We start from the raw sequence: 25,182 nt of genomic DNA on the forward strand, positions 1-25,182 counted from the left end.
GTGCACCGCTTCACGATCACAGATCGTGATCTTTGCCCATCGGAGGCAGGCGGCAGCAGCCATCGACAACTCGACCTGGTTACGGTACGCGCGGCTACGCCATCCGGTCAAACCGGCGTCCGACCGGGTCCCGGTATGCACAGGCTGTGGACAACAACTTGAACCACGTCAGTGGGCCCGACTACCGTGGCTGAACTCCGAATCTTTTCCCCATCTGTCCTTGCCTGTCTGTCTATGCCAACCCATACCGTCCCGAGAACCACACATTCGTGGGACCTGCGAGAGAGCGTGCCCTGTGGCTGACGTACCTGCCGATCTTGCCGCAGTGTGGCCACGAGTGCTGGAGCATCTCCTCGGGGAGGGGCAGCAGGGCATCGAGCCCAAGGACAAGCAGTGGATCGAGCGCTGCCAGCCGCTCGCGCTGGTGGCCGACACCGCGCTGCTCGCCGTGCCCAACGAGTGGGGCAAGCGCGTCCTGGAGGGCCGGCTCGCCCCGCTGATCAGTGAAACGCTGAGCCGGGAGTGCGGCCGCACCATCCGGATCGCGATCACCGTCGACGACTCGGTGGGCGAGCCCACGCCGCCCGCCCCGCAGCAGCCCTCCCAGCAACAGCAGCAGCCGCGCTACCAGGACGACCCCTACGCCCGGCCCGCCGACGACGGCCTGCCCACCGCGCGCCCCGCCTACCCCGGCGAGTACCAGCAGCGCTCCGAGCCGGGCTCCTGGCCGCGCGCCCAGGAGGACCTCTGGCAGCAGCCCCGCCTCGGCGGTTTCCAGGACCGCGACTCCTCGGGCGAGCAGTGGCGCGAGCCCTACGGCGGCGCCCGCCCGCATCAGCCCCAGCACGACTACCGCTCGCAGCAGCTGCCCGAGCGCGGCCAGTACGACCAGGACCGCGGGCAGTACGAGCAGGGCCGCCCCTCCTATGACCAGCCCAAGGCGCAGCCGTTCGAGCAGCAGCGCCACGAGCAGCGGTCCGAGCGGCGCGAGCTGCCGGACGCGCAGCCCCCGCAGCGCGGCGGCTCCGGCCACCTCGCGCCGTCCCCGTCCGGCGGCTCGCCCGCGCAGGGCGGCCCGGGCGAGCCGCACGCGCGGCTCAACCCGAAGTACCTCTTCGACACCTTCGTCATCGGCTCGTCGAACCGGTTCGCGCACGCCGCGGCCGTCGCGGTCGCCGAGGCGCCGGCGAAGGCGTACAACCCCCTCTTCATCTATGGGGAGTCGGGCCTCGGCAAGACCCATCTGCTGCACGCGATCGGGCACTACGCCCGCAGCCTGTACCCCGGCACGCGGGTGCGGTACGTGAGCTCCGAGGAGTTCACCAACGAGTTCATCAACTCGATCCGCGACGGCAAGGGCGACACCTTCCGCAAGCGCTACCGCGATGTCGACATCCTGCTGGTCGACGACATCCAGTTCCTGGCGAGCAAGGAGTCGACGCAGGAGGAGTTCTTCCACACCTTCAACACGCTCCACAACGCCAACAAGCAGATCGTGCTGTCCTCGGACCGGCCGCCCAAGCAGCTGATGACCCTGGAGGACCGGCTGCGGAACCGTTTCGAGTGGGGCCTCACCACCGATGTGCAGCCGCCCGAGCTGGAGACGCGTATCGCGATCCTCCGTAAGAAGGCGGTGCAGGAGCAGCTCAACGCCCCGCCGGAGGTGCTCGAGTTCATCGCGTCCCGCATCTCGCGGAACATCCGCGAGCTGGAGGGCGCGCTGATCCGGGTGACGGCGTTCGCCTCGCTGAACCGGCAGCCGGTGGACCTGGGGCTCACCGAGATCGTGCTCAAGGACCTGATCCCCGGCGGCGAGGACTCGGCGCCCGAGATCACCGCGAGCGCCATCATGGCGGCGACCGCCGACTACTTCGGCCTGACGGTCGAGGACCTCTGCGGATCCTCGCGCAGCCGCGTCCTGGTGACGGCCCGCCAGATCGCCATGTACCTGTGCCGCGAGCTCACCGACCTCTCCCTGCCCAAGATCGGGGCCCAGTTCGGCGGCCGCGACCATACAACGGTGATGCACGCCGACCGCAAGATCCGCGCGCTGATGGCCGAGCGCCGCTCCATCTACAACCAGGTCACCGAGCTCACCAACCGCATCAAGAACGGCTGACGAAGCCGGTACGGACACCCCGAAGGGCGCCCAGGGATCCATTCCCCGGGCGCCCTTCGGCGTTCCCGGCCCCCGATCGGACCCCGGTCCGGGCCCGCCCGGACGTCTGAGGGGCCTCCGAAACCCCTCCGCAAGGCCCCTCGATACGTGCGTACGACGCCGAAGGAAGCGTGTGTACGAGTCCGCCGGAGCTCCTGGCGTTCGAATACCGGCTGGTCAGAGGCGGTTCTCCACAGATCTGGGGGCTTCCCTCCGTCCACACCCTGGGGACTGTGAAGTTGTCCAGATTGCTTCCACAGGCGCGGCGCCTGATACTCCATCACCCCAGGTCAACAGCCTGTGGATTTGTGGGCATCCCTGCTCCACAGCTTGTGGACGAATCCTCTGTCCACAGCCTGTGGGTTCAGTTGTCCACCGGCGACCCACAGGTCTTGATCCGTTGTCCCCAGCTTCTCCACACCCCTGTCCACTGTTCGGCAACGAAACACCCGGGATCACCGGACCGAGTGAAAGCCGTCACACGAAGGGGACGGGTTGGCCTGTGGGGAACCTGGGTAAAGCTGGGGACAGCGTTGGGGAGAAGTACCCCTGTCCTGTGCATTGGATGTGCAGAACTTTCGGGCGTCCACAGAAACCATGAGTTGTCCACTGGCTCCACCCACAGGGGCAGTGGACAAAAAAGTGGGCGTGACCTGCGCAAACGGGGTTATCCACGGTTTCCACAGCCCCTACTACTACTCCCACATAGAGTTAGCTCGGAATCCGTTTCGAAGTGGGGCCTGTGCACAACTGGCCGCCGGAGCTCCTGGCGCCGCTCGACGCGACTTGACCCCGACTCGCACCGACTGTCAGCGGCGTACGTCAGACTGGTCCCCGGCGATACAGCCGACGACGAAAGCCAGCAGGGCGAGCCAGCAACAGCAGGAGGCGGTTCCGGTGAAGATCCGGGTGGAGCGCGATGTACTCGCGGAGGCGGTGGCCTGGGTGGCCCGCAGCCTCCCGGCCCGTCCGCCCGCGCCCGTACTCGCGGGCCTTCTTCTGAAGGCGGAGGACGGCGCACTCAGCTTCTCCAGCTTCGACTACGAGGTCTCGGCGCGGGTCTCGGTGGACGCAGAGGTCGACGAGGACGGCACGGTGCTCGTCTCCGGCCGCCTTCTTGCCGACATCTGCCGCGCCCTGCCCAACCGCCCGGTGGAGATTTCCACAGACGGTGTACGGGCGACCGTGGTCTGCGGCTCCTCGCGATTCACACTCCACACCCTTCCTGTGGAGGAGTACCCGGCGCTGCCGCAGATGCCGACCGCCACGGGCACCGTTCCCGGTGAGGTCTTCGCCTCCGCCGCCGCCCAGGTCGCCATCGCGGCCGGCCGTGACGACACGCTGCCCGTCCTGACCGGTGTGCGCATCGAGATCGAGGGCGACACGGTCACCCTGGCCTCCACCGACCGCTACCGCTTCGCGGTCCGCGAGTTCCTGTGGAAGCCGGAGAACCCGGAGGCCTCCGCGGTCGCCCTGGTGCCCGCCAAGACGCTCCTGGACACCGCCAAGGCGCTCACGAGCGGCGACACGGTCACCCTGGCGCTGTCGGGCTCCGGTGCCGGTGAGGGCCTGATCGGCTTCGAGGGCGCCGGCCGTCGCACGACCACACGCCTTCTCGAGGGCGACCTGCCGAAGTACCGGACTCTTTTCCCCACCGAGTTCAACTCGGTCGCGGTGATCGAGACCGCTCCGTTCGTCGAGGCCGTCAAGCGCGTGTCCCTGGTGGCCGAGCGCAACACCCCGGTGCGGCTGAGCTTCGAGCAGGGCGTCCTCATCCTGGAGGCCGGTTCCAGCGACGACGCACAGGCTGTGGAAAGGGTCGACGCCAACCTGGAGGGCGACGACATCTCGATCGCCTTCAACCCGACCTTCCTGCTCGACGGCCTGAGCGCCATCGACTCGCCGGTCGCCCAGCTCGCGTTCACCACCTCGACCAAGCCGGCGCTGCTCAGCGGCAAGCCCGCCCTGGACGCCGAGGCGGACGACGCGTACAAGTACCTGATCATGCCGGTGCGCCTTTCCGGCTGAGTGGCTTGAAGACCTACGCCCCGGGCCTCCCGGGGCGTACGTCTGAGCGGCTGACCCCGCAGGTGTGTACCAAGGCCCCGGCGTAGGCTCGGACGCGGGTACGAAAACGCCACAACGTCAAAGGATCATGTGATGGAGCTCGGTCTCGTCGGCCTCGGCAAGATGGGCGGCAACATGCGCGAGCGCATCCGCCGCGCAGGCCACACCGTCATCGGTTACGACCGCAACCCGGACGTCGCCGATGTCCACAGCCTCAAGGAGCTTGTGGACAGTCTCAAGGGCCCGCGGGTCGTATGGGTGATGGTCCCGGCGGGCGCCGCGACGCAGTCCACCATCGACGAGCTCGCCGAGCTCCTGTCGCCCGGCGACATCGTCGTGGACGGCGGCAACTCCCGCTGGACGGACGACGAGAAGCACGCCGTCGAGCTGGGCATCAAGGGCATCGGCTTCGTCGACTGCGGCGTCTCCGGCGGCGTCTGGGGCCTTGAGAACGGCTACGCGCTGATGTACGGCGGCGACGCCGAGAACATCGCGAAGGTCCAGCCGATCTTCGACGCGCTGAAGCCCGAGGGCGACTTCGGCGCGGTGCACGCGGGCAAGGTCGGCGCCGGCCACTTCTCGAAGATGGTCCACAACGGCATCGAGTACGCCATGATGCAGGCCTACGCCGAGGGCTGGGAGCTCCTGGAGAAGGTCAACTCGGTCACCGACGTCCGCGAGGTTTTCCGCAGCTGGCAGGAGGGCACGGTCATCCGTTCCTGGCTGCTGGACCTGGCCGTCAACGCGCTGGACGACGACGAGCACCTCGACAAGCTCAAGGGCTTCGCGCAGGACTCCGGCGAGGGCCGGTGGACCGTGGAGGCCGCCATCGACAACGCCGTGCCGCTGCCCGCGATCACCGCTTCGCTGTTCGCGCGCTTCGCGTCCCGGCAGGACGACTCGCCGCAGATGAAGATGATCGCCGCGCTGCGCAACCAGTTCGGCGGCCACGCGGTCGAGTCCAAGTAGCTGTACAGAGCAGTAGGTAAGCCGGGGGAGGTCGGCGACACCATGCACGTCACGCATCTCTCGCTGGCCGACTTCCGCTCGTACGCCCGGGTCGAGGTTCCGCTCGATCCGGGCGTCACCGCTTTCGTGGGGGCGAACGGGCAGGGCAAGACCAACCTCGTCGAGGCCGTGGGCTATCTCGCCTCGCTCGGCAGCCACCGTGTGTCCTCGGACGCGCCACTGGTGCGCATGGGCGCCGAGCGCGCAGTGATCCGCGCGGCCGTCACCCAGGGCGAGCGCTCCCAGTTGATCGAGCTCGAACTGAACCCGGGCCGCGCCAACCGGGCCCGTATCAACAGGTCCTCGCAGGTCAGGCCGCGCGATATGCTGGGGATCGTACGCACCGTGCTGTTCGCGCCGGAGGATCTGGCGCTGGTCAAGGGCGATCCCGGGGAGCGGCGCCGGTTCCTGGATGAGCTGATCACCGCGCGCTCGCCGCGCATGGCGGCCGTACGGTCCGACTACGACCGCGTCCTCAAGCAGCGCAACACCCTCCTGAAGTCCGCCGCGATGGCGCGTCGGCACGGCGGCCGTGGCATGGACCTGTCGACCCTCGACGTGTGGGACCAGCACCTGGCTCAGGCCGGCGCCGAGCTCCTCGCCCAGCGCCTCGACCTGATCGCCGCGCTCCAGCCCCTCGCGGACAAGGCGTACGAGCAACTCGCCCCGGGCGGCGGCCCGTTGACGCTGGAGTACAAGCCGTCGGCGCCCGGCCCCGGGCACACCCGCGAGGAGCTGTACGGCCAGCTCATCGCGGCCTTCGCGGACGTACGCAAGCAGGAGATCGAGCGGGGTGTGACGCTGGCGGGGCCGCACCGCGACGACCTGGTGCTGCGCCTGGGCGAGCTGCCGGCCAAGGGGTACGCGAGCCACGGCGAGTCCTGGTCGTACGCCCTTGCACTGCGGCTCGCCTCGTACGACCTGCTGCGGGCCGAGGGCAACGAGCCGGTGCTCGTGCTCGACGACGTGTTCGCGGAGCTGGACGCCAGGCGCCGTGAGCGGCTCGCGGAGCTGGTGGCCCCGGGCGAGCAGGTCCTGGTGACAGCGGCGGTGGACGACGACGTTCCGGGGATCCTCGCGGGCGTCCGGTACGAGGTGGCGGCGGGCGAGGTGACGCGGGTATGAGCGAGGAATCCGGACCGGCCGAGCAGCCGAAGGTGCCCGAAGCCTCCGGCATCGACCTGGCGCGGGTCGCGCTGCGCGCGGCAAAGGAGCAGGCCAGGGCGCGGGGCCAGGCCGCGCAGGACAGGAAGCAGGCTCGGCGGGGCGGACTGCGCTCGGGCGCCCGCGCGGACGGGCGCGATCCGCTGCCGCTCGGCTCCGCGATCAACGGGCTGATCAGGGAGAAAGCCTGGGAGACGCCGACCGCGGTGGCCGGAGTGCTTGGCCGCTGGCCGGAGATCGTCGGCGAGGAACTCGCCAAGCACACGGAGCCCGGCCCGCACGACGCCGAGGAGGGGATCCTCGTCGTGCGGTGCGACTCGACGTCCTGGGCGACCCAGCTGCGGCTGCTCGCGCCCCAGCTGGTGGCGCGCATCAACGCCGACCTGGGCCACGGCACGGTCCGGCTGATCAAGGTCTACGGCCCCAGCGGGCCGCCGCAGCGCTACGGCAAGCTGCGCGCGCCCGGGAGCACCGGGCCCGGCGACACCTACGGGTGAGCCGCCCCGGCGTGCCCCCGGCCGGGCCGGGCGGCCGGGCCTCTTGGCGCCCACCTCATTCAAGGCCCGTGCCCGCCTCTTTGAAGGAGGGCATCGCGCCCGCCTCTGTAGGAGGCGGGCGTTCGCGCTTTCCGGAGGTCTCCCACGCTCCTCCCTGGCACCCCCTGTGACGTGCAGAAACGGGGTCCGAGAGGGCTCTGGAAACCGGTGGGGAACATGAGGCGTCCCTCACGGTAGTCGGAGGTTGACAGGCCGAAGCGCTGAAAGCCCGTGTGAGGCTCTTGGGGCCCCTCCCCGAATATGGGGAGTCGGTCGGCGCCCGCTCAGGGCGGCACATGCGGACTCAGGTACCGGCAAACCCCCATTCATGTCGGCGCTACCGGTAGACTGGTCAATAATCCCGCCGTCCTCGCGGGACCCACCGAAAGACGCGATCGGACGCTTGCCCCCTCGGCAACGCCCGACGCTGACCATCGCTGAACGACGCAGCCGCTCCTGCCTGTACAGGGGAAGGCTTGTGCTGTGCCAGAAAGGGCGCTTCGTGGCCGATTCCGGCAACCCCAACGAGAACTCCCCGTCCACTGTCGTCGGCGAGAACGGCGAGGTCACCGCCTCGTACGACGCCAGCGCGATCACCGTCCTCGAAGGTCTGGACGCGGTCCGCAAGCGACCCGGCATGTACATCGGCTCGACCGGTGAGCGGGGTCTGCACCACCTGGTGCAGGAGGTCGTCGACAACTCCGTCGACGAGGCCCTCGCCGGTCATGCGGACACGATCGACGTCACGATCCTGCCGGACGGCGGCGTGCGCGTGGTCGACAACGGGCGAGGCATCCCCGTGGGCATCATCCCCTCCGAGGGGAAGCCCGCCGTCGAGGTCGTCCTCACCGTCCTGCACGCGGGCGGCAAGTTCGGCGGCGGCGGTTACGCCGTCTCCGGCGGTCTGCACGGCGTCGGTGTGTCCGTCGTGAACGCGCTGTCCACGAAGGTCGCGGTCGAGGTCAAGACCGACGGCTACCGCTGGACCCAGGACTACAAGCTCGGTGTCGCGACGGCGCCCCTCCTGCGCAACGAAGCCACCGAGGAGACCGGCACCTCGGTCACCTTCTGGGCCGACGGCGACATCTTCGAGACCACCGAGTACTCCTTCGAGACGCTCGCCCGGCGTTTCCAGGAGATGGCCTTCCTCAACAAGGGCCTGACGATCAAGCTGACCGACGAACGCGAGTCGGCGAAGGCGGTCTCGGGCGCGGACTCCGCGGAGGAGGCCGAGGAGCAGCAGCCCCTCTCGGTGACGTACTTCTACGAGGGCGGCATCGTCGACTTCGTGACGTACCTCAACTCGCGCAAGGGCGAGCTGATCCACCCGACCGTGATCGACATCGAGGCCGAGGACAAGGAGCGACTTCTCTCGGCCGAGATCGCGATGCAGTGGAACTCTCAGTACAGCGAGGGCGTTTACTCCTTTGCGAACACCATCCACACGCATGAGGGGGGTACGCATGAGGAGGGATTCCGCGCCGCGCTCACGGGCCTGGTCAACCGGTACGCCCGTGACAAGAAGCTGCTGCGCGAGAAGGACGACAACCTCTCGGGCGAGGATATCCGCGAGGGTCTGACGGCGATCATCTCCGTCAAGCTGGGCGAGCCGCAGTTCGAGGGCCAGACCAAGACCAAGCTGGGCAACACCGAGGCGAAGACGTTCGTCCAGAAGGTGGTGCACGAGCACCTCACCGACTGGTTCGACCGCAATCCCAACGAGGCCGCGGACATCATCCGCAAGTCCATCCAGGCGCAGACGGCCCGCGTCGCCGCCCGCAAGGCGCGTGACCTGACCCGCCGCAAGGGGCTCCTCGAATCGGCGTCGCTGCCCGGCAAGCTCTCGGACTGCCAGTCCAACGACCCCACCAAGTGCGAGATCTTCATCGTCGAGGGTGACTCCGCCGGTGGTTCGGCGAAGTCCGGCCGCAACCCGATGTACCAGGCGATCCTGCCCATCCGAGGCAAGATCCTGAACGTCGAGAAGGCGCGGATCGACAAGATTCTGCAGAACACCGAGGTCCAGGCGCTGATCTCGGCGTTCGGTACCGGGGTCCACGAGGACTTCGACATCGAGAAGCTCCGCTATCACAAGATCATCCTGATGGCGGACGCCGACGTCGACGGCCAGCACATCAACACCCTGCTGCTGACCTTCCTGTTCCGCTTCATGCGGCCGCTGGTCGAGGCCGGGCACGTCTACCTGTCGCGCCCGCCGCTCTACAAGATCAAGTGGGGCCGGGACGACTTCGAGTACGCGTACTCGGACCGCGAGCGCGACGCGCTCACCGAGCTCGGCAAGCAGAACGGCAAGCGGATCCGCGAGGACTCGATCCAGCGCTTCAAGGGTCTGGGCGAGATGAACGCCGAGGAGCTGCGCGTCACCACCATGGACACCGAGCACCGGGTGCTCGGCCAGGTAACCCTGGACGACGCGGCCCAGGCCGACGACCTGTTCTCGGTGCTGATGGGCGAGGACGTCGAGGCACGCCGCTCGTTCATCCAGCGCAACGCGCGGGACGTCCGCTTCCTCGACATCTGACTCGGTCTGTCGCTGACCGCTTCGAAAGGACTTGAGAACCAGCAATGGCCGACGAGAACACTCCTACGCCCACTGAAGCCACCGAGGAAGGCCCTGTTCTGCGCATCGAGCCCGTCGGGCTCGAGACGGAGATGCAGCGCTCCTACCTCGACTACGCGATGTCCGTCATCGTCTCGCGTGCGCTGCCGGACGTACGGGACGGTCTGAAGCCCGTCCACCGCCGCGTCCTGTACGCCATGTACGACGGCGGGTACCGGCCCGAGAAGGGCTTCTACAAGTGCGCCCGCGTCGTCGGTGACGTCATGGGTACGTACCACCCGCACGGCGACACCTCGATCTACGACGCCCTCGTGCGCCTCGCCCAGCACTGGTCGATGCGCATGCCGCTGGTGGACTCCAACGGCAACTTCGGCTCCCCCGGCAACGACCCGGCCGCCGCCATGCGGTACACCGAGTGCAAGCTCATGCCGCTGGCCATGGAGATGGTCCGGGACATCGACGAGGAGACCGTCGACTTCCAGGACAACTACGACGGCCGCAACCAGGAGCCGACGGTCCTGCCGGCGCGCTTCCCGAACCTCCTGGTCAACGGCTCGGCCGGCATCGCGGTGGGCATGGCCACCAACATCCCGCCGCACAACCTGCGCGAGGTCGCCGAGGGCGCCCAGTGGTACCTGGCGAACCCGGAGGCCTCCCACGAGGAGCTTCTGGACGCGCTGATCGAGCGCATCAAGGGCCCCGACTTCCCGACCGGCGCGCTGGTCGTGGGCCGCAAGGGCATCGAGGAGGCGTACCGCACCGGGCGCGGCTCCATCACGATGCGGGCGGTCGTCGCGGTCGAGGAGATCCAGAACCGCCAGTGCCTGGTGGTCACGGAGCTGCCCTACCAGGTCAACCCGGACAACCTCGCGCAGAAGATCGCCGACCTGGTCAAGGACGGCAAGGTCGGCGGCATCGCGGACGTCCGCGACGAGACCTCCTCGCGCACCGGCCAGCGCCTGGTGATCGTGTTGAAGCGGGACGCGGTCGCCAAGGTCGTCCTGAACAACCTGTACAAGCACACCGACCTGCAGACCAACTTCGGCGCCAACATGCTGGCGCTGGTCGACGGCGTGCCGCGCACGCTCTCGATCGACGCGTTCATCCGCCACTGGGTGACGCACCAGATCGAGGTCATCGTCCGGCGTACGAAGTTCCGGCTGCGCAAGGCCGAGGAGCGGGCCCACATCCTGCGCGGCCTGCTCAAGGCGCTCGACGCCATCGACGAGGTCATCGCGCTGATCCGGCGCAGCGACACCGTCGACGTCGCGCGCGAGGGCCTGATGGGCCTGCTCTCCATCGACGAGATCCAGGCCAACGCCATCCTTGAGATGCAGCTGCGCCGCCTCGCCGCCCTGGAGCGTCAGAAGATCGTCGCCGAGCACGACGAGCTCCAGGCGAAGATCAACGAGTACAACGCGATCCTCGCCTCGCCCGAGAAGCAGCGGGCGATCGTCAGCGAGGAACTGGCCGCGATCGTCGACAAGTTCGGTGACGACCGGCGCTCGGCCCTCGTGCCGTTCGACGGCGACATGTCCATCGAGGACCTGATCGCCGAAGAGGACATCGTCGTCACCATCACCAACGGCGGCTACGTCAAGCGCACCAAGACCGAGGACTACCGCTCGCAGAAGCGCGGCGGCAAGGGCGTACGCGGCACCAAGCTGAAGCAGGACGACATCGTCGACCACTTCTTCGTGTCCACCACGCACCACTGGCTGCTGTTCTTCACCAACAAGGGCCGCGTCTACCGCGCCAAGGCGTACGAACTGCCGGACGCCGGACGTGACGCGCGCGGCCAGCACGTCGCCAACCTGCTGGCGTTCCAGCCGGACGAGAAGATCGCCCAGATCCTCGCGATCCGCGACTACGACGCGGCGCCCTATCTGATCCTGGCCACCAAGGCCGGCCTGGTGAAGAAAACGCCGTTGAAGGATTACGACTCGCCCCGTTCGGGTGGTGTCATCGCCATCAATCTGCGGGAGACCGCGGACGGCGGCGACGACGAACTGATCGGCGCGGAGCTCGTGTCGGCCGAGGACGATCTGCTGCTCGTCAGCAAGAAGGCGCAGTCCATCCGCTTCACGGCGACGGACGACGCGCTGCGCCCGATGGGCCGCGCGACGTCCGGCGTCAAGGGGATGAGTTTCCGCGAGGGAGACGAACTGCTCTCGATGAATGTCGTCCGGCCCGGTACGTTCGTCTTCACCGCAACCGATGGCGGGTACGCGAAGCGCACTCCCGTCGACGAGTACCGCGTCCAGGGTCGCGGCGGCCTCGGCATCAAGGCCGCCAAGATCGTGGAAGACCGGGGCTCGCTGGTCGGCGCGCTGGTGGTCGAGGAAACGGACGAGATCCTCGCCATCACGCTCGGCGGCGGTGTGATTCGTACGCGAGTCAACGAGGTCAGGGAGACGGGCCGTGACACCATGGGCGTCCAACTGATCAACCTGGGCAAGCGCGATGCCGTGGTCGGCATCGCCCGTAACGCCGAGGCGGGCAGCGAGGCCGAAGAGGTCGACGGGGCCGACGACGCCGAGGGCGCTACTGCCGAGGCTGCTGCCGAGGGCGCCCAGCCCTCGGCCGGGGAGCACGAGGAGTAAAGCGTGAGTGGAGCCACGGGCGCCGGAGCGGCCGCTTCCGGAGCGAACGGTGCCCGTGGCCCTGCCGCGGACTCCCAGGGGGTAACGGTGACGGACACCCGGGGCCCTCAGGGCCGGGCGGAGTACGAGGCCGGGGCGCTGCCCGGCGAGCGCGAGAAGCCGATCGGCGGGCAGCAGCAGCCCTATCACCCGCCGCAGGCGTATCCCGCGCCACAGCGAGGCGCCGAGGGCGTGCGCAGGCCGCGCACCGGGGCACGTACGGCGCCCCGTACGCGCAAGGCGCGCCTGCGGGTGTCCAAGGCCGACCCGTGGTCGGTGATGAAGGTCAGCTTCCTGCTGTCCATCGCGCTCGGCATCTGCACGGTGATCGCGGCCGCGGTGCTGTGGATGGTCATGGACGCCATGGGCGTGTTCTCCACGGTCGGCGGCACGATCAGCGAGGCCACGGGCTCGAACGAGTCCAACGGCTTCGACCTCCAGTCCTTCCTGTCGCTGCCGCGGGTGCTGCTCTTCACGTCGGTCATCGCGGTGATCGACGTGGTGCTCGCCACCGCGCTCGCGACGCTCGGCGCGTTCATCTACAACCTCTCGGCCGGATTCGTGGGCGGTATCGAGCTCACGCTCGCCGAGGACGAGTAGCCGCAGTTCACAGCCGCTCGGCTATCGATTTTGGGACTGGCCGTCCCGTGCGCTAATCTTCAGAGGTCAGCGCGCGGGACATCCCGCAAAGCGCGGCGGGGCTATAGCTCAGTTGGTTAGAGCGCATCCCTGATAAGGATGAGGCCACAGGTTCAAATCCTGTTAGCCCCACAGAAGCAGTACCAGTAGAGAGGGCGTCTCCCCAGGTGGGAGGCGCCCTCTCTTTGTTTTGGGCCAGTGTCGGGTGTTGGTCTGCGTTGGTCTGGCGCGGCATTGCCTGGGGTGGCGCCAGATGATCGTCTCCCAGATTTCTCCCACGCACCCGGCCGCAGGCCCTGTGCGCCTCGGAGGGGCGTCATCGCTGCCCCGCGGGTCTGGGGGTGCCGGACGGTGCGGCGAGGATCTCCTGCGCCCGACCGACTCGGCGACTGAGGGGCATAGAAATGCCCGACCGCTGGCGACGGGGGATGCACCAGCGGTCGGGCTGTGGGTAACACTAACAACGCTGCTTGTGAGGCGGGAAGCTGACTACTCGTCTACAAACACGATTTGTGACTGGGATCACGCCTGCTCGGTCACTGGTCGCAAGGTGGCGCGTATGAGAGGCGAGGCAGATTCTCGTGCCACTTCTCCGGTGTCAGGACGCCCCGAGTGGTTGAGCAAATGCGGCTGATGGCCTCGCTGGCGTCCAAGTTCCACAGCCGGACGGTGTCGCTGCCGCTCGACACTCCGAGCATGTGGTTTTTGGGGCTGAACGACAGGAAATTTCCCGTCTTGGCGTTGGGGCTCATCGATTGGCCGATCGGCGAGGCCGTGGACGGGCGGGCGATGTCCCAGAGCCGGACCGTGTTGTCGTTGCCGCCACTTGCCAGGGTGCGGCCGTCCTGGCTGAACGTCAGTGACACGACCGCTTCGGTGTGGCCGGTGAGCGGGGAGCCCAACCGGTTGGCCTTGGACGGATGGGTGATGTTCCAGAGCCGGACGGTGTCGTCGTCGCTGCCGCTGGCCAGCGTCTTGCCGTCCGGACTGTAGGAGAGCGTGTTGACGGGGCCGAGGTGCCCCGTGAGAGGTGACCCGAGCAGTACCGCGTGGTGCGGGTCGGCGACGTTCCAGAGCCGGATGGTGTCGTCCGCACTGCCACTGGCGAGAGTTCGGCCGTCCGGGCTGAAGACAAGGGAGTTGACGTAGCCCTTGTGGCCGGTAAGCGGCGTGCCGAGCGGAACATGGTGGGACGGGTTGCTGACGTCCCACAGCTGTATGGTGCGGTCGTCGTAGTCGGTTGCCAGCGTGCGCCCGTCCGGACTGAAGGCCAGCGAATCGGCTCCCGAGAATCGGGTCCGCAACTCGATGGGCGGCCCGTAGGAGATGGGCCGAGTCGGATCGGAGACATTCCACAGCCGCACCGACTGGCTTCCCATCAGCACCGCGAGCGTGCGGCCGTCGGGGGAGAACACCAGCGAACGCGCGTCACCCTCCCCGGGCGTGAACGGTTTGCTCAGCGGCACAGGCCGGCCCGGAGTATCCACGTTCCACAGGCGAACCCTGTCGTCGCGCGCGGCCGTCGCGAGGACCCGGCCATCCGGGCGGAACGCTCCGACTCGGCCGATCATGTCCGACGCCGGTATCGACCACAGGCGGACCTTACTGTCGCCACTTCCCGTGGCGAGGGTTCGGCCATCGGGGCTGAAGGCCAAGGCGTACATCTCGCCGCTGCTCCCCGCGAGAGGCTCGCCGACCTGCGATGGGTAGGCCGGATCGCTGACGTTCCACAGGCTCGCCGTGCTGTCCGCGCTGCCGGCGGCGAGCATGGTCCCGTCAGGGCTGAAGGCCACTGACCAGATGGGACCGGTGTGGCCGGTGAGCGGCGAACCGATCGGCACCGCGTGGCGCGGGTCGGCCACATTCCAGAGCCGGACGGTGTCGTCCTTGCCCCCGCTGGCGAGGGTGTGGCCGTCGGGGCTGAAGGCTACGGAGTGCACCGTGCTCGTGTGGCCGGTCAGTACCGTGTCGAGCGGCACCGGATGACCCGGATCGGCCATGTCCCACAGCCTGACCGAACCGTTGTCGCAACCCGCTGCCAGCGTCCGTCCGTCGGGGCTGAACGCCACGGAGCGTACGGCAGCGGTGGGGCCCGCCAGGACACCACGATCCTTGGGTTGGCGGGGGTCGGCCACGTCCCACAGGCGAACGGTGTGATCTTCAGTGGCGCTGGCCAGCGTGTGTCCGTCCGGGCTGAACGCGAGGAGGTAGATCGTGCCGTCATGACCGGTCACGGGTGCGCCGAGCGGTTGCGGCTGGCTGGGATCCCGTACGTCCCACAGTCGAATCGTGCCGTCGTCCGAAGCGCTGGCGAGGGTCTGGCCGTCAGGGCTGAAGACCGCGGTGCTCACCCAGCTCGTGTGGCCGATGAGAGGCTTGCCCAGCGGCTTGGGGCGAGCAGAGTCCGCCACATCCCACAACCGGACGGTCCGGTCGTAGCTGGCGGTGGCCAGGATCCGTCCGTTCGGGCTGAACGAGGTGAGGTAGACGGCGCCGGTATGGCCAAGGAGTGGGGTGGCCAGCGGCGCGTTCACTATCGAGATGAGCCGGTTGTTCGCGCCCTCGTCGTCCGGCCGCAAGTTGTGTGCCACCAGGGCGAGCTGGGCTGACAGCGACGGGTCCGTGTGCTGGACGCGATCGGCTTCGGCGACGACCTGCTCGAACACGGCATCGTCCCGCTGCTGCCATGCGACCACCGCCGCACCGACAGCCAGCATCGCCAGGACGACCAGAGCCGAAACAGCACCGCGCATGATCCAGACCGTGCGCTTGCGCAGCTTGACCGAAGCAGCCAGAAACTCCACCGCGGCCCGGGTCAGAAAGGTGTCGCCGGCAGACTTTGCCCAGGCACGGGCCTGTTCCAGACGCGAACCCCGGTAGAGCAGGGACGTGTCACGGTGGGATTCCTCCCAGGCCCTGCCGTCCTCCTCCAGCCGCTGGCGCAGCAGGTTGCCGGCCCGGTCCTCGTCGATCCAGTCACGCAGGCGAGGCCAGGCGTGGAGCAGCGCTTCATGAGTGATCTCCACGGTCTCCGCGTCGAGCGTCACCAATCGGGCGCGAACCAGCGCTTCGAGCGATTCCTCCGTCTTGTTGGAGTCCGTCGACTCCTCCGCCAGCTGGCGGCGCGTCCCGCGCCTGCGGGTGGCCTGGGTGTCCTCGCCCAGCCTGACCAGCCTGAGGAGGAGCAGCCTCGCGGCCGTGCGTGCAGCCGGGTCGAGGTCGGACCAGGCGCGCTCGGCAGTCGCCGCCACCGCCCCCTGGATTCCGCCCGCCGCGCGGTAGCCGGCCAGCGTCAGCCTTCCCCCCTTCCGGCGTTGCCAGGTGGCGAGCAGGGCGTGGGAGAGGAGCGGCAGTGCACCCGCACTCTGTCCCCCACGGGGGCCGTCGGTGCTCACTTCCCGGACGATCAACTCGGTCAGTCCGGGTTCGAGTTCCATGCCCACGGCCTTGGCCGGGCCGGTCACCGCTTCACGCAGCTCCGCGCTGGTCAGGGGGCCGAGCACCATGTGCCGGTGCTGCAGAGCGTCGGCCAGTTCCGGATACGAGAGGCATTGCTCGTAGAAGTCGGCGCGTATGCCGAGGACGACAAGCACGGGGGCGGGGCTACCCGAGTCGGCGGGCGTGCAGGCCGCATGGAGGAGCTGGATGAACTGGCGCTTGTTCGCCTCGTCGGAGCAGAGGGTGAACGCTTCCTCGAACTGGTCCACGATGATGACCGGAGGAGCGGCAGAAGATGTCTGGCGTTCCACCCAGGCCGCGACAGCCTGCCGTACCGCACGCCCGAATTGCTGCGTGCTGGGCGCCTCGGCGGCTGGGCCCCCCGCGGCAGAGACGACAGCAGCAAGCTCAGGGATCCGGTGGGTCAGCTCCCCGACAGGATCGACTCCCGGTACGAGCTGGAGCACCTCCCGCGCCTGACCGTTCTCGCCGCTCGGAGCGCCGTCCTGCAGTGTGGGCACCAAGCCGGCGTTCAGCAGGGACGATTTTCCTGCTCCTGAGGCGCCCACGAGCATGACCAGGCCCCCGGTCTTCTCCACTGCGTGGAGCTGAGCGACGAGGGCATCCGTGCTCCGCTCTCGGCCGAAGAACCACCGGGCGTCTTGCTGACGGTACGAAGCCAGGCCTCTGTACGGACACACGCCACCAGGGACAGCCGGGGCTTCGGCCGGGGGCTGTTCCTTCTCTTCCGTGGATGGCACGGGGCGGTCGCCGATCGGATCGGCAACCGCGCGCTCCCACAGGAGCTGCCACTGAGCCAGGTCGTACAGACCCGCGGATACGGGGGCGGGCCGCGAGCGCCGTGCTTCGGGTATCAGGATGTGCAGTACCACTGCGAGGGTGGCGAACTGGGCAGGCACGTTCTTGGCCCGTCGCCAGTCGCTGATCCGCTGAGCGGACACCCTCACGGGTCGCCCTCGTTCGTCGACCCGCTGAAGCCGGACGACCCCCTCAGCGACGCGCTTGAGCGGAGGGTCGCCAGCCTCCTGGTACAGCAGCGCGAGACGTTCCGCGAAAGCCGTGCGTGCCCCTGAGCCTGAACTCAAGGTCTCCTCCACCTCTCACTAGCCCCCGCACCTGGCACAAGCATCCGGACCGGAAAACTCACCCTATCGGGCTGACCTGCGGCTAAGCCGCTAGCGCGATGTCCGGACCTCCCCGCCCGAAGCCGTACCTGGCAGGATCTCGCTGTAGCAGGGAAGCGACAGGGCGTAACCCGGTGAGGCCACCGGCTCGGTGCTCGGAGAGGCCAATCATGACGTGGCATGTTCTCGGTCGACTTACGTCGGAGTAACGAGATGGCGGCGACGATGTCGTCGTGTGGGCCTGAGGATCCGGAGACACAGTCCGATGCGGACTGCTGTGGTGTCGACCACGAGTCCGGCCTCTTCTTGATCCGTGCCGCACTGGCGCGGATCGGCGTTGCCCGTGTGGTGCGGCACCGGTCCCAACAGGGGAGGGACCGGCGCCGCAGCATACGGGTGGGAATGCAGCGGGTGGCCGCAGATGACGCTGACCGTAGCCGACGTAGAAATAGACGAGGCGGCTCTCTCAGAGAGCCGCCTCGTCTGCGTTTGCCGGGACGAGACCTCGGCCGCCGTACCCGGTGACGCACCGCGAAGGTCCTGTAACCGCCGCGCTGTCGTCGACAGGGCGAACGTTGCCTGATGAGGGGCGTTGGCGGCCAGTTCTAAGATCGCCATCAGCAGTGGAGTTGGAGCCCGCGGGGCTGTTCCGAAGTGATCAAGGCTGTGGATACCGCGGTTGTGCTAAGGCACGGAAAGTGCGGCCTACTGGACCGCGCTCACGGCCCCGGTCGGCCAGCTGGTGATGTATTCGCGGGCGCCGCAGTCTGTCGGGCGTTCCGTTCCCTTGCATATGAAGACCGTGCCTGTTGTCGTCGGCTGGTAACTCTGCGATAGGTGGATGTCTGTGGTTCCTGATCCGCACAGCTGTGCCTGCTTGAAGGCGGGAAGGGGGGCGAGGTCGAAGGTGAACTGGGTCCACACGGAGTAGCAGCCCTCACCGGAATTCGTCAGCTTGCCGCTGACCACGAGGTCGCTGGAGAAGGGCGATTCTGTCTTTTGCAGCCAGCGCTGACCGTCAGAGTGTGCTGTTCCGTAGCTGGCAGCCCAACTGACGGTGTTTGTGGTCGGGGCGGGGGTAGCTGCTCCGGCGGGAGCGGCGGCGAGGCTGAGGAGGGCACCAGCGGTGGCGGTTGCCCAGGCCCATGTGCGAGCAGACATCAAGCGGTTCCTTAATTGGTTGTCGGGTGGAGGCTTCGGACGTGGAAGCGGCAGCGCGCACCCCGTCGATGACGAGGGGCGGGCGGTTGGGGTGGAGGGGGGATTTCGCGATCGCAGGGTGCTGGCAGCAGCGTTGTGCGCGAAGCACGACGACGTACTCAGCGGTTGGTGAGGGTCTTCTGCTCAGCAAGGTCCTGCTGGTCGCCGCTGGAGCCGCCGGGGCTGGCGAGGGTGGGCCGCACGTGAATGGTGGAGCCGAGTGGCAAGCACAGCAGGAGGATTCCGCCCGACATGGCCAGCGCGAAGCTCCACAGACCCATCATGAGGGCGATGCACAGGTGGAAGACGAGGCCGGCTCCCATGGTCCACCAGCGCAGTCGCTGTGGAAGCAGCAACGAGAGCGCCAAGGAAGCCTCGATGACCAGGGGGAGCCAGGTCATCATCGCCACCCCCAGCGCACTGCTGATGACCGGCGCGACGAGGGTGTCGAGCCATGGGGCGGGGCCGAAGTCGAGGTTGCTGCCCCAGTACCACATCGCGGTGCCGTCCTGCCATTCAGTGTGGGGCAGCTTGGCAACCACCGCCTGGAGGTAGACGACGACCATCTGCAGCCGCAGCATGATCAGTCCGCTGGTGCCGATGAGCGCGAGCGCCCGGGCGCTGGGCGTCTGGGGTATCTCCTCTTCGGGCTGCTCCCAGTGCCAGCGGCGCCTGTCTCCGACGGCCGGGAGCACGAAGAGAACGGAGAGGATCAGGGCGATCTGGTCGCCGCCGTCGACGATGGCGATGCCGGAGAAGACGCTGTAGTTGATGTAGGCGTGCGGTAGTGCGGTGAACCGGGGCCGCCAGCCCGAGGCGATCACCAACAGGGTGGCGACGCATGCCCACTTGAGCCAGGTCAGGTGGCTGTAGTTGTCGGGCGCGAGACAGAAGAGGCTGGCCGCGGTGGTGGAGTTGCAGAGCGGGTAGTCGCCGACGGTGGCCACCGGCCGGAAGAGGGTTTCGGCGCTGGACGCGGCCAGGGTTCCAGCGGTGCCCAGCGCTACGAGGGTTCGGGCGAGCCCGTAGACGTTGGTCCAGGGCGCCGGGAAGCGGTAGTGGTTCACGGGCACTTCACATCCCAGACGACGACGCGTTCAGGGGTGTGCCGTTCGGGGGAGAGATTTCGCCAGGCCCAGGGGGTGGGCCGCATCTCTGCCACGGCGGCGCGTCCGCACAGGGTGGGAGCCGGCGACGGGTTGGTCGTCTTGATCGCCTGCGCGGCGGCGCGGGTCAGGCAGTCCGTCAGTGAGGGAGTTTCTTCGCACGACGTCCACTTGGCGTTGTCCTGGTGCAGGAGCAGGGCTATCTCGATGCCCTGGGACCTGGAAGCGCGGTCGAGACCAAAGGCGTTCGAGGTTCTGGAGTGCGGGGTGAGCGCGGCGCTCTGCCACTTGCCGTCATTGACGCGATAGGGGGCGTACTGGGCGTCCTTCGCGGACTTGGTGAAGAAGGCCCAGCCCTGGGGGGCCACGACCGTGGCCGCTTTGCGGGTGTTGTCTTGCCAGGGAAGCGAGATGACGTTGTGCGGCAGGAAGCTCTGGGCTACGTACAGGCACGCGATGACCCAGGCGACGATCGTCGCCGTGGCCCAGGACCGGGGCACCGCAACCGTGTGGCCGGGGGCGGGAGAACGCAGCTGGATTCTGTCAGTGAGACGCATGGGAAGGGATGCCCTTGACTGTCGGAAAGCGCGGGAACCCGCGTGAGTGAGCGGGGGACCAAAGGGAGTGGCGGGCCGACCGCCAGGCGCCTTGGCGCAAGGCCCGCCACCCCGAGAGCGCTTAGGCCGCCAGGACCTGCGTCAGCTGGGCAATCTGCTCATCCTTGGTCAGGGATCCTTCGCCCTTGGCGGGCGCGGAGGACCAGAAGTTGAGCGCGTTCACGATGTTTCCGGCTGCCTGGATGTTGACGGCGACCGAGACGTTGACCGCTCCGCCCAGGTTCACGGCGACCAGGACGTTGACGGCGAGTACGACGGTGGCGCACTGCGCCACGCCAGCGCCGGTGTCGTTGGCCTTGGTGACCGCCGTGGTCGACTGCGACTTCAAGACCTCGCCGGCTTCGGCGACACCGCTTGCCACCTGCCGGGGGTCCCCGGAGCGCAGCTTGGTCGAGAAAGAGCTGAAGAACTGCGGCCGCTCCTTCTGGATCTTGTCGAGCACTCCGGCGACGGCCTGCCTCTGCTCGGTGGTGCTGTTCTTCTCCCGGAGGGCAGCGATATCCACGAACTTGCCCGAGTCTGCGAGCTTCTTCGCGACGGAGCCCTGAGCGAAGGCCAGGCCCTCGAAGAGCGAACGCCCGTCCCGGGTCGCGTCGGCCTTCGAGACGGAACCCGAGGTTAACGACGAAGCGGCGTGGGGTGCTGCGGGTGTGGCCACGGCCTGCTGGGCCACAACACCACCGAGACCGAGGACGGTGACGGCGGCGATAGCGACGCTGGCGCGTCTGTGCATGGGTAGCTCCCTGTTGCCTTGCGAGAGACCAGTGGTCACTCAGCGCGACCAATGATCGTGAACGAGTAAAAACTTACAAACGTTCGAATGAAGGTCAACGTAATTGCGGGGTAACGCCACGTGAACAAGCCAAACCGGCGCAGCGCCGTATACGAGGTCGCGGCACGGGGTATGTGGATCATCGAACGCTATAGTTGCTCTACTCCGATGCGAACAACTTCGGTGACGTGACTCACAGGAAGAACGCCGTACTCATGTCCGCGAACCGCACAGCACCTACCAGCCTTGCCCGCCGGATAGCGATAGTGTCCGCACCCTTCGCCGGCGGGGCATTAGCCACCCTCATCGCGTTCCTGCTGTTCAGGGGCTCGTTCCCCGACAAAGTGGCTACCCACTTCACGCTCGGCGGCACCGCCGACGGCTACAGCTCGCCCGGCGCAGTAGTTGGCCAATACATGCTGGTGTTCCTCGTCGAAGCCGCCGGCACCGCCGCTGCCGGCTTCTCCCCCCGGTCGGCCCTGACCACCACCAGGGCGCTCTGCGCCTTCTCCGTAGGCTTGGCTGCCGCCACCGCCTACTTCCTCATCGCCGTCATGTGGAGCGTCAGCACCTCCGACGGGCACAGCGCGCAACTCCCCCTCCTGCAACTGCCAGTGGCTGTCGTCGTGGGAGTCGCCCTGGGCGCAGCCGCCTGGTTCATCTCCAGGAGGCAGGCATGAGCCAGGACCCGACCTCGACCACCGTGACGGTCTGGCACCGCCACCTCACCAGCGGCTGGATGCTCGCCACGGGCCTTGTCTCAGCGGTCGGCCTTCTCGTCATCGCAGCCGTCGACCGGCCGCACCGGGCCATCGCCCTGTGGCTCCTGATCGTCTCCGTCGCCTTCCTCATCACCGGCGCCATCCGCGTCACCGTGTCCCACGACGGCGTCACCGCCGGATCAGCTCTCCTTCCCTTCCTGCGGCGCCGATTCCCACTCGACCGCATCAAGCACGCCTCAGCCCGCTGGACCCGGCCCACCGAGATCGGGGGATGGGGATACCGGTGGAACGCGGGGCTCAGCGCCATCTCACTGCGGGAGGGCGACGCCCTGTGGCTCACCCTCACCAACGGGAACCAATTCGTGATCACCATCGACGACGCCGACACGGCAGCCCAGCTCACCAACCAACTGCTGGCCCGCGGACACAAAGGTCCCTGACATGCTGGTCACCCTCGACCACTCCTCGCCCCTGAGCCTCGCGGAGCAGATCGCCGCCTCCGTACGCCGCGACATGGCCGACGGCAAACTCCACAAAGGCGATCGCCTTCCCCCGACCCGAGGTCTGGCCCGCGCCCTGGACGTCAACATGCACACCGTCCTGCGCGGCTACCAGATCCTCAAAGACGAACACCTCATCGAACTCCGCCCCGGACGAGGGGCAGTCGTCACCGCCGACACCCCTGCGAAAGCCCTGGTCAGCGAAGCCTGCCAACACTTCATTCAACTCGCGCGGAAATCAGGCATGACCAGCAACGACATTCTCCAACTCGTCAGCGAACGCCTCTAACCATGACCCGTCTCTGACGCCTCCTGGATGCCTTCGGCGGCGATGTCCTGGAGCTGCGTGGCGCCAGCGGCCTGGGCAGAGGAGGTGGGGCTTCTTCTGCTGGCCCTTTCACGCACCGCTCCACGGTGCGCTGCGAGATCCCGAGCAACTGCGCGGCCGCCTCCTCACTCGTCAGAAGTGCATCATCGCCATCACGTCAGCGCTCCGGGTGCCGGTTGAGACCTCCTGAATCTGCTCCCCCGGGCGTATCCAGCCGGCGGCCTCGGCGGCTGCAACGGCAGCTTTCTCGGCCGCGTCCGCCTCGGCGTTCAGGGTCTCGTTCTCGCCCAGGGCCCCCGCTACCGCAGCGGCCCCGGCGACTTGGGCCGCCTTGACGGCAGCTCGGGCGGCTGCAGCGGAAAGCTCGCTGCCGTCGTCGTGGAGTTGGCCCATCTGGGCGGCCTGAGAGGCCGCCGCAGCGGCGTTCCTCGCGCAGCGGGAGTCCGCTGCAGGATTGGGTTGGCTTTCGGACAGAACGGCGAGAGCTTGAGCGGCTACGCGGGCAGCGTGGGTGGCCTTGAAGAGGATCTCCGCCTTTGCAGCCCCGTCAGGGTGCTTCTCGTCATCACCAGTGCCTTCGATGTGGTGGAAGACGGCGGCAGCACGGGCGGCAGCGCTCTGAGCGCGAGCCATGTGGCTTGTCCTGAGAGGGTTTGCCGTCTCCTGATGTTCGCTACCTTCGGTCGGCGTGCCCACTTCTTGGTCGTGGTTCTGCTCGCTCATTGCCTTCTCCTCGTCGACCAGGACGACAGTGCGGGTGACGCTCTCCGCCTGCGGATCACGTCGGAGAGCGAACGATGCCGGGCAGGGTGGCATGTTGGGCATGAACAGACCAGGGATGCGCAGCGACTGATCCGTTACGCGCGGCAATCTGGCCGAGCGTCACGTCATGAGTCGGAGCGAGGAGGCGGAAGCAGGAGATCGCGCTCCGGATGCTGTTCGCCGGTCACGCTGCCGCTGACGCCGAGGTCTGCACGAGCGGCTTCGTGGAACGAGTTGATCGACCGGAAGACGGCACGGTTGCGGTCTCGCCAGTCCTCCAGGCTTCCGGCGGCTTTTCCGGTCGCCTGCCAGTCGACTTGGAGCCCTGCGGCGTTGAGGTCGTGTGCCGCCTCAACTACGTCGTCCCCGCCGAGCAGCATGACCCGTTCGAAGGCTCGCCCCCGCAAATGGCCGGCCTCTTTCATCTCCGCCAGGATCTCGGCGTCAGGCTGCTCGCGTTCGCGGAGACCTTCCTTCGTCTCGTAGAGCTGGACCGCGAGGAATATGCAGGAGCGGACTCTGTCGACGTACCCGTCGTAGGCATCGAGCTTCTTGTCGTCCCAGCGCGTCGTGAGCTGGTACTTCATACGGTTCCGCTCCATGAGGTGGTTCGTGACATGCGTCGTCACCGCACCCAGCAGCACCGCGGCGATCGTCACGAGCTGCTCGCCGGTGCCCACGAAATCCCCCTACCCCGAGGCTCACTCCTAAAGAGGTCTGGACGATCTTAGGAGTGCGGGTCGACATGGGGTAGGGGCTTGGCTGAAACAGGGGGTGTCACGACTCGTCACGGTCGGCTGCGCGCTGGTTGTGGGGCGCGTGACGTTGTGACTGGTGTGACACCCCTACTGTTTCAGCCTCTCTTTGAGCGGTCCGCTCGAACTCTGAGGCCGCCGAAGAGGGGCGATCACATCAGTCCCCGCCTGGTTGTCCACCCGACAGTGGGTACCTGGCTCGCAGATCTACGTTGCGTACAGCGGAGCGGCCACCCGCTACCTCCTACGGCTTGTCCGCAGAAGCCGAGGGTGAAGCCGCGGTTTGGCTGCGGTGTACTGGTGCCTGCGCAGGCGTGCAGGTGCTCGTACTCCGGGCGTACCCTCCACGCGCCGCGCCGTTGTGCGCTGTCGGGCGCCCCACCAGCCGACGAGGTGCTCCGCAGAGGCTGTGGGGACCCGGAGGAGAACAGCGAGCGCCAGGGCTACACGAATAGCCCAAGCAGTGCATCAACAGACCAGGCCTGCCACCCCAGCCCGAACAGCAACACGCCTGACATCAGCGCCATCATGAGGTTCTGGCCCAGCTCGGCCACGTCGTGGATCATGAGCACGAGATAGATCAGGTTGAGTACGAGCCCGCCCACGAGGGCGATCGGTGTCAGCACGCCGAAGATGAGGCCAAGCCCGAGGGCCAGTTCCGCGTACGCGACGATGTACGCCATCAACCGTGGGCGCGGCTTGACCACGAGGACGAAGCCTGACTGAACGAGCTGCCAGCGGTGTTTCTCGGCGATGCTGGCGGCCCACGCAATGCCACCGCCCCGGAACCAGTCCTCCTTGTCCTTGTGGCGCCAGCTTTCCAGCCACCAGAGGCCGAGACCGATCCGTAGGACGGCGAGCCATTCGGCCCCGCTGAGCCACATCGTTTGCATCAGGTCATCCCTCCAGGCAGCTGAACTGACGGCACGTCAGTTCAGCGGATGCGTCCTGATCCCGCAAGAGCCAAGTTCGGTGCTGCCGCTTGCCGTTGGGTCCGTCGCGCCCATACGCTGAATCTGATGGACCGTCAGAAACAGTCGTG

The 25,182-nt window shown here is 67.7% G+C and carries 19 protein-coding genes and 1 tRNA gene; 12 read left to right on the top strand and 8 right to left on the bottom strand.

Annotation, left to right across the window (positions count from 1 at the left end; all coding sequences use genetic code 11):
* Positions 1-295 precede the first annotated feature (295 nt).
* The 9 genes from dnaA to ACSHXC_RS19645 all read left to right on the top strand — a co-directional run bounded on the left by dnaA (position 296) and on the right by ACSHXC_RS19645 (position 12,927).
* A complete protein-coding gene (dnaA, locus tag ACSHXC_RS19605; RefSeq protein ID WP_438292783.1) occupies positions 296-2,119 on the top strand; it encodes a chromosomal replication initiator protein DnaA in 1,824 nt (607 codons plus the stop codon).
* Between the two features lie 936 nt (positions 2,120-3,055).
* Complete coding sequence (gene dnaN / locus ACSHXC_RS19610) at positions 3,056-4,186, top strand: DNA polymerase III subunit beta (protein ID WP_053724723.1); 1,131 nt, start codon at positions 3,056-3,058, stop codon at positions 4,184-4,186.
* Between the two features lie 132 nt (positions 4,187-4,318).
* Positions 4,319-5,194: a phosphogluconate dehydrogenase (NAD(+)-dependent, decarboxylating) gene (gnd, locus tag ACSHXC_RS19615; RefSeq protein ID WP_438292784.1), complete on the top strand. Its 876-nt coding sequence runs from the start codon at positions 4,319-4,321 to the stop codon at positions 5,192-5,194.
* A 42-nt stretch (positions 5,195-5,236) separates the two neighbouring features.
* Positions 5,237-6,358, top strand: coding sequence for a DNA replication/repair protein RecF (gene recF, locus ACSHXC_RS19620; protein ID WP_438292785.1), 1,122 nt, complete (start codon positions 5,237-5,239; stop codon positions 6,356-6,358).
* On the top strand, positions 6,355-6,894 hold the full coding sequence (locus tag ACSHXC_RS19625) for a DUF721 domain-containing protein (protein WP_438292786.1): 540 nt from the start codon (positions 6,355-6,357) through the stop codon (positions 6,892-6,894). Before recF ends, ACSHXC_RS19625 begins: the two co-directional genes overlap by 4 nt.
* Positions 6,895-7,411: 517 nt before the next feature.
* Positions 7,412-9,475 (top strand): DNA topoisomerase (ATP-hydrolyzing) subunit B, encoded by a 2,064-nt coding sequence (gyrB, locus tag ACSHXC_RS19630; RefSeq protein ID WP_438292787.1) that lies wholly within the window; start codon positions 7,412-7,414, stop codon positions 9,473-9,475.
* Positions 9,476-9,519: 44 nt separating this feature from the next.
* Positions 9,520-12,117, top strand: a complete 2,598-nt coding sequence (gene gyrA, locus ACSHXC_RS19635; protein ID WP_438292788.1) for a DNA gyrase subunit A — start codon at positions 9,520-9,522, stop codon at positions 12,115-12,117.
* Between the two features lie 87 nt (positions 12,118-12,204).
* Complete coding sequence (locus tag ACSHXC_RS19640) at positions 12,205-12,756, top strand: DUF3566 domain-containing protein (RefSeq protein ID WP_438292789.1); 552 nt, start codon at positions 12,205-12,207, stop codon at positions 12,754-12,756.
* Positions 12,757-12,853: 97 nt separating this feature from the next.
* A tRNA-Ile gene (locus ACSHXC_RS19645) sits at positions 12,854-12,927 on the top strand.
* Positions 12,928-13,331: 404 nt separating this feature from the next.
* Here ACSHXC_RS19645 and ACSHXC_RS19650 read toward each other — a convergent pair.
* The 5 genes from ACSHXC_RS19650 to ACSHXC_RS19670 all read right to left on the bottom strand — a co-directional run bounded on the left by ACSHXC_RS19650 (position 13,332) and on the right by ACSHXC_RS19670 (position 21,034).
* The gene (locus ACSHXC_RS19650) at positions 13,332-17,339 is read right to left on the bottom strand and encodes an nSTAND1 domain-containing NTPase (RefSeq protein ID WP_438292790.1); all 4,008 of its coding nucleotides are present in this window, start codon (positions 17,337-17,339) and stop codon (positions 13,332-13,334) included.
* Between the two features lie 744 nt (positions 17,340-18,083).
* Complete coding sequence (locus ACSHXC_RS19655; RefSeq protein ID WP_438292791.1) at positions 18,084-18,539, bottom strand: hypothetical protein; 456 nt, start codon at positions 18,537-18,539, stop codon at positions 18,084-18,086.
* A 158-nt stretch (positions 18,540-18,697) separates the two neighbouring features.
* Positions 18,698-19,645 (bottom strand): sporulation-delaying protein SdpB family protein, encoded by a 948-nt coding sequence (locus tag ACSHXC_RS19660; RefSeq protein ID WP_438292792.1) that lies wholly within the window; start codon positions 19,643-19,645, stop codon positions 18,698-18,700.
* A complete protein-coding gene (locus ACSHXC_RS19665; RefSeq protein WP_438292793.1) occupies positions 19,642-20,241 on the bottom strand; it encodes an SdpA family antimicrobial peptide system protein in 600 nt (199 codons plus the stop codon). Before ACSHXC_RS19665 ends, ACSHXC_RS19660 begins: the two co-directional genes overlap by 4 nt.
* A gap of 121 nt (positions 20,242-20,362) precedes the next feature.
* A complete protein-coding gene (locus ACSHXC_RS19670) occupies positions 20,363-21,034 on the bottom strand; it encodes a hypothetical protein (protein ID WP_438292794.1) in 672 nt (223 codons plus the stop codon).
* A 194-nt stretch (positions 21,035-21,228) separates the two neighbouring features.
* Between ACSHXC_RS19670 and ACSHXC_RS19675 the strand changes: the two genes are divergently transcribed.
* Genes ACSHXC_RS19675 through ACSHXC_RS19685 form a run of 3 tightly spaced genes read left to right on the top strand, consistent with a single transcriptional unit; the run spans position 21,229 to position 22,584 of the window.
* On the top strand, positions 21,229-21,753 hold the full coding sequence (locus ACSHXC_RS19675) for a DUF1648 domain-containing protein (protein ID WP_438292795.1): 525 nt from the start codon (positions 21,229-21,231) through the stop codon (positions 21,751-21,753).
* The gene (locus ACSHXC_RS19680; protein ID WP_438292796.1) at positions 21,750-22,235 is read left to right on the top strand and encodes a hypothetical protein; all 486 of its coding nucleotides are present in this window, start codon (positions 21,750-21,752) and stop codon (positions 22,233-22,235) included. Before ACSHXC_RS19675 ends, ACSHXC_RS19680 begins: the two co-directional genes overlap by 4 nt.
* Position 22,236: 1 nt before the next feature.
* On the top strand, positions 22,237-22,584 hold the full coding sequence (locus ACSHXC_RS19685) for a GntR family transcriptional regulator (RefSeq protein ID WP_438292797.1): 348 nt from the start codon (positions 22,237-22,239) through the stop codon (positions 22,582-22,584).
* A gap of 171 nt (positions 22,585-22,755) precedes the next feature.
* On the opposite strand, the gene ACSHXC_RS19690 is transcribed toward ACSHXC_RS19685, so the two are convergent.
* The 3 genes from ACSHXC_RS19690 to ACSHXC_RS19700 all read right to left on the bottom strand — a co-directional run bounded on the left by ACSHXC_RS19690 (position 22,756) and on the right by ACSHXC_RS19700 (position 25,033).
* Entirely contained in the window at positions 22,756-23,346 is a 591-nt protein-coding gene (locus ACSHXC_RS19690; protein ID WP_438292798.1) for a hypothetical protein, read from the bottom strand.
* A gap of 164 nt (positions 23,347-23,510) precedes the next feature.
* Positions 23,511-24,065, bottom strand: a complete 555-nt coding sequence (locus ACSHXC_RS19695) for a hypothetical protein (RefSeq protein WP_438292799.1) — start codon at positions 24,063-24,065, stop codon at positions 23,511-23,513.
* 518 nt (positions 24,066-24,583) lie between these two features.
* The gene (locus tag ACSHXC_RS19700; protein WP_438292800.1) at positions 24,584-25,033 is read right to left on the bottom strand and encodes a DoxX family protein; all 450 of its coding nucleotides are present in this window, start codon (positions 25,031-25,033) and stop codon (positions 24,584-24,586) included.
* Positions 25,034-25,182: the final 149 nt, after the last annotated feature.

Source organism: Streptomyces sp. HUAS TT7 (assembly GCF_051550175.1).
In the GTDB taxonomy this organism is placed as follows: Bacteria; Actinomycetota; Actinomycetes; order Streptomycetales; family Streptomycetaceae; genus Streptomyces.

What these genes read in the sequence shown, in the direction of transcription:
- gnd (WP_438292784.1), top strand. Translation starts at nt 4,319, where the DNA reads ATGGAGCTCGGTCTCGTCGGCCTCGGCAAGATGGGCGGCAACATGCGC.
- gyrA (WP_438292788.1), top strand. Translation starts at nt 9,520, where the DNA reads ATGGCCGACGAGAACACTCCTACGCCCACTGAAGCCACCGAGGAAGGC.
- recF (WP_438292785.1), top strand. Translation starts at nt 5,237, where the DNA reads ATGCACGTCACGCATCTCTCGCTGGCCGACTTCCGCTCGTACGCCCGG.
- ACSHXC_RS19680 (WP_438292796.1), top strand. Translation starts at nt 21,750, where the DNA reads ATGAGCCAGGACCCGACCTCGACCACCGTGACGGTCTGGCACCGCCAC.
- ACSHXC_RS19670 (WP_438292794.1), bottom strand. Translation starts at nt 21,034, where the DNA reads ATGCACAGACGCGCCAGCGTCGCTATCGCCGCCGTCACCGTCCTCGGT.
- ACSHXC_RS19690 (WP_438292798.1), bottom strand. Translation starts at nt 23,346, where the DNA reads ATGAGCGAGCAGAACCACGACCAAGAAGTGGGCACGCCGACCGAAGGT.
- ACSHXC_RS19655 (WP_438292791.1), bottom strand. Translation starts at nt 18,539, where the DNA reads ATGTCTGCTCGCACATGGGCCTGGGCAACCGCCACCGCTGGTGCCCTC.
- ACSHXC_RS19685 (WP_438292797.1), top strand. Translation starts at nt 22,237, where the DNA reads ATGCTGGTCACCCTCGACCACTCCTCGCCCCTGAGCCTCGCGGAGCAG.
- ACSHXC_RS19700 (WP_438292800.1), bottom strand. Translation starts at nt 25,033, where the DNA reads ATGCAAACGATGTGGCTCAGCGGGGCCGAATGGCTCGCCGTCCTACGG.
- ACSHXC_RS19665 (WP_438292793.1), bottom strand. Translation starts at nt 20,241, where the DNA reads ATGCGTCTCACTGACAGAATCCAGCTGCGTTCTCCCGCCCCCGGCCAC.
- ACSHXC_RS19625 (WP_438292786.1), top strand. Translation starts at nt 6,355, where the DNA reads ATGAGCGAGGAATCCGGACCGGCCGAGCAGCCGAAGGTGCCCGAAGCC.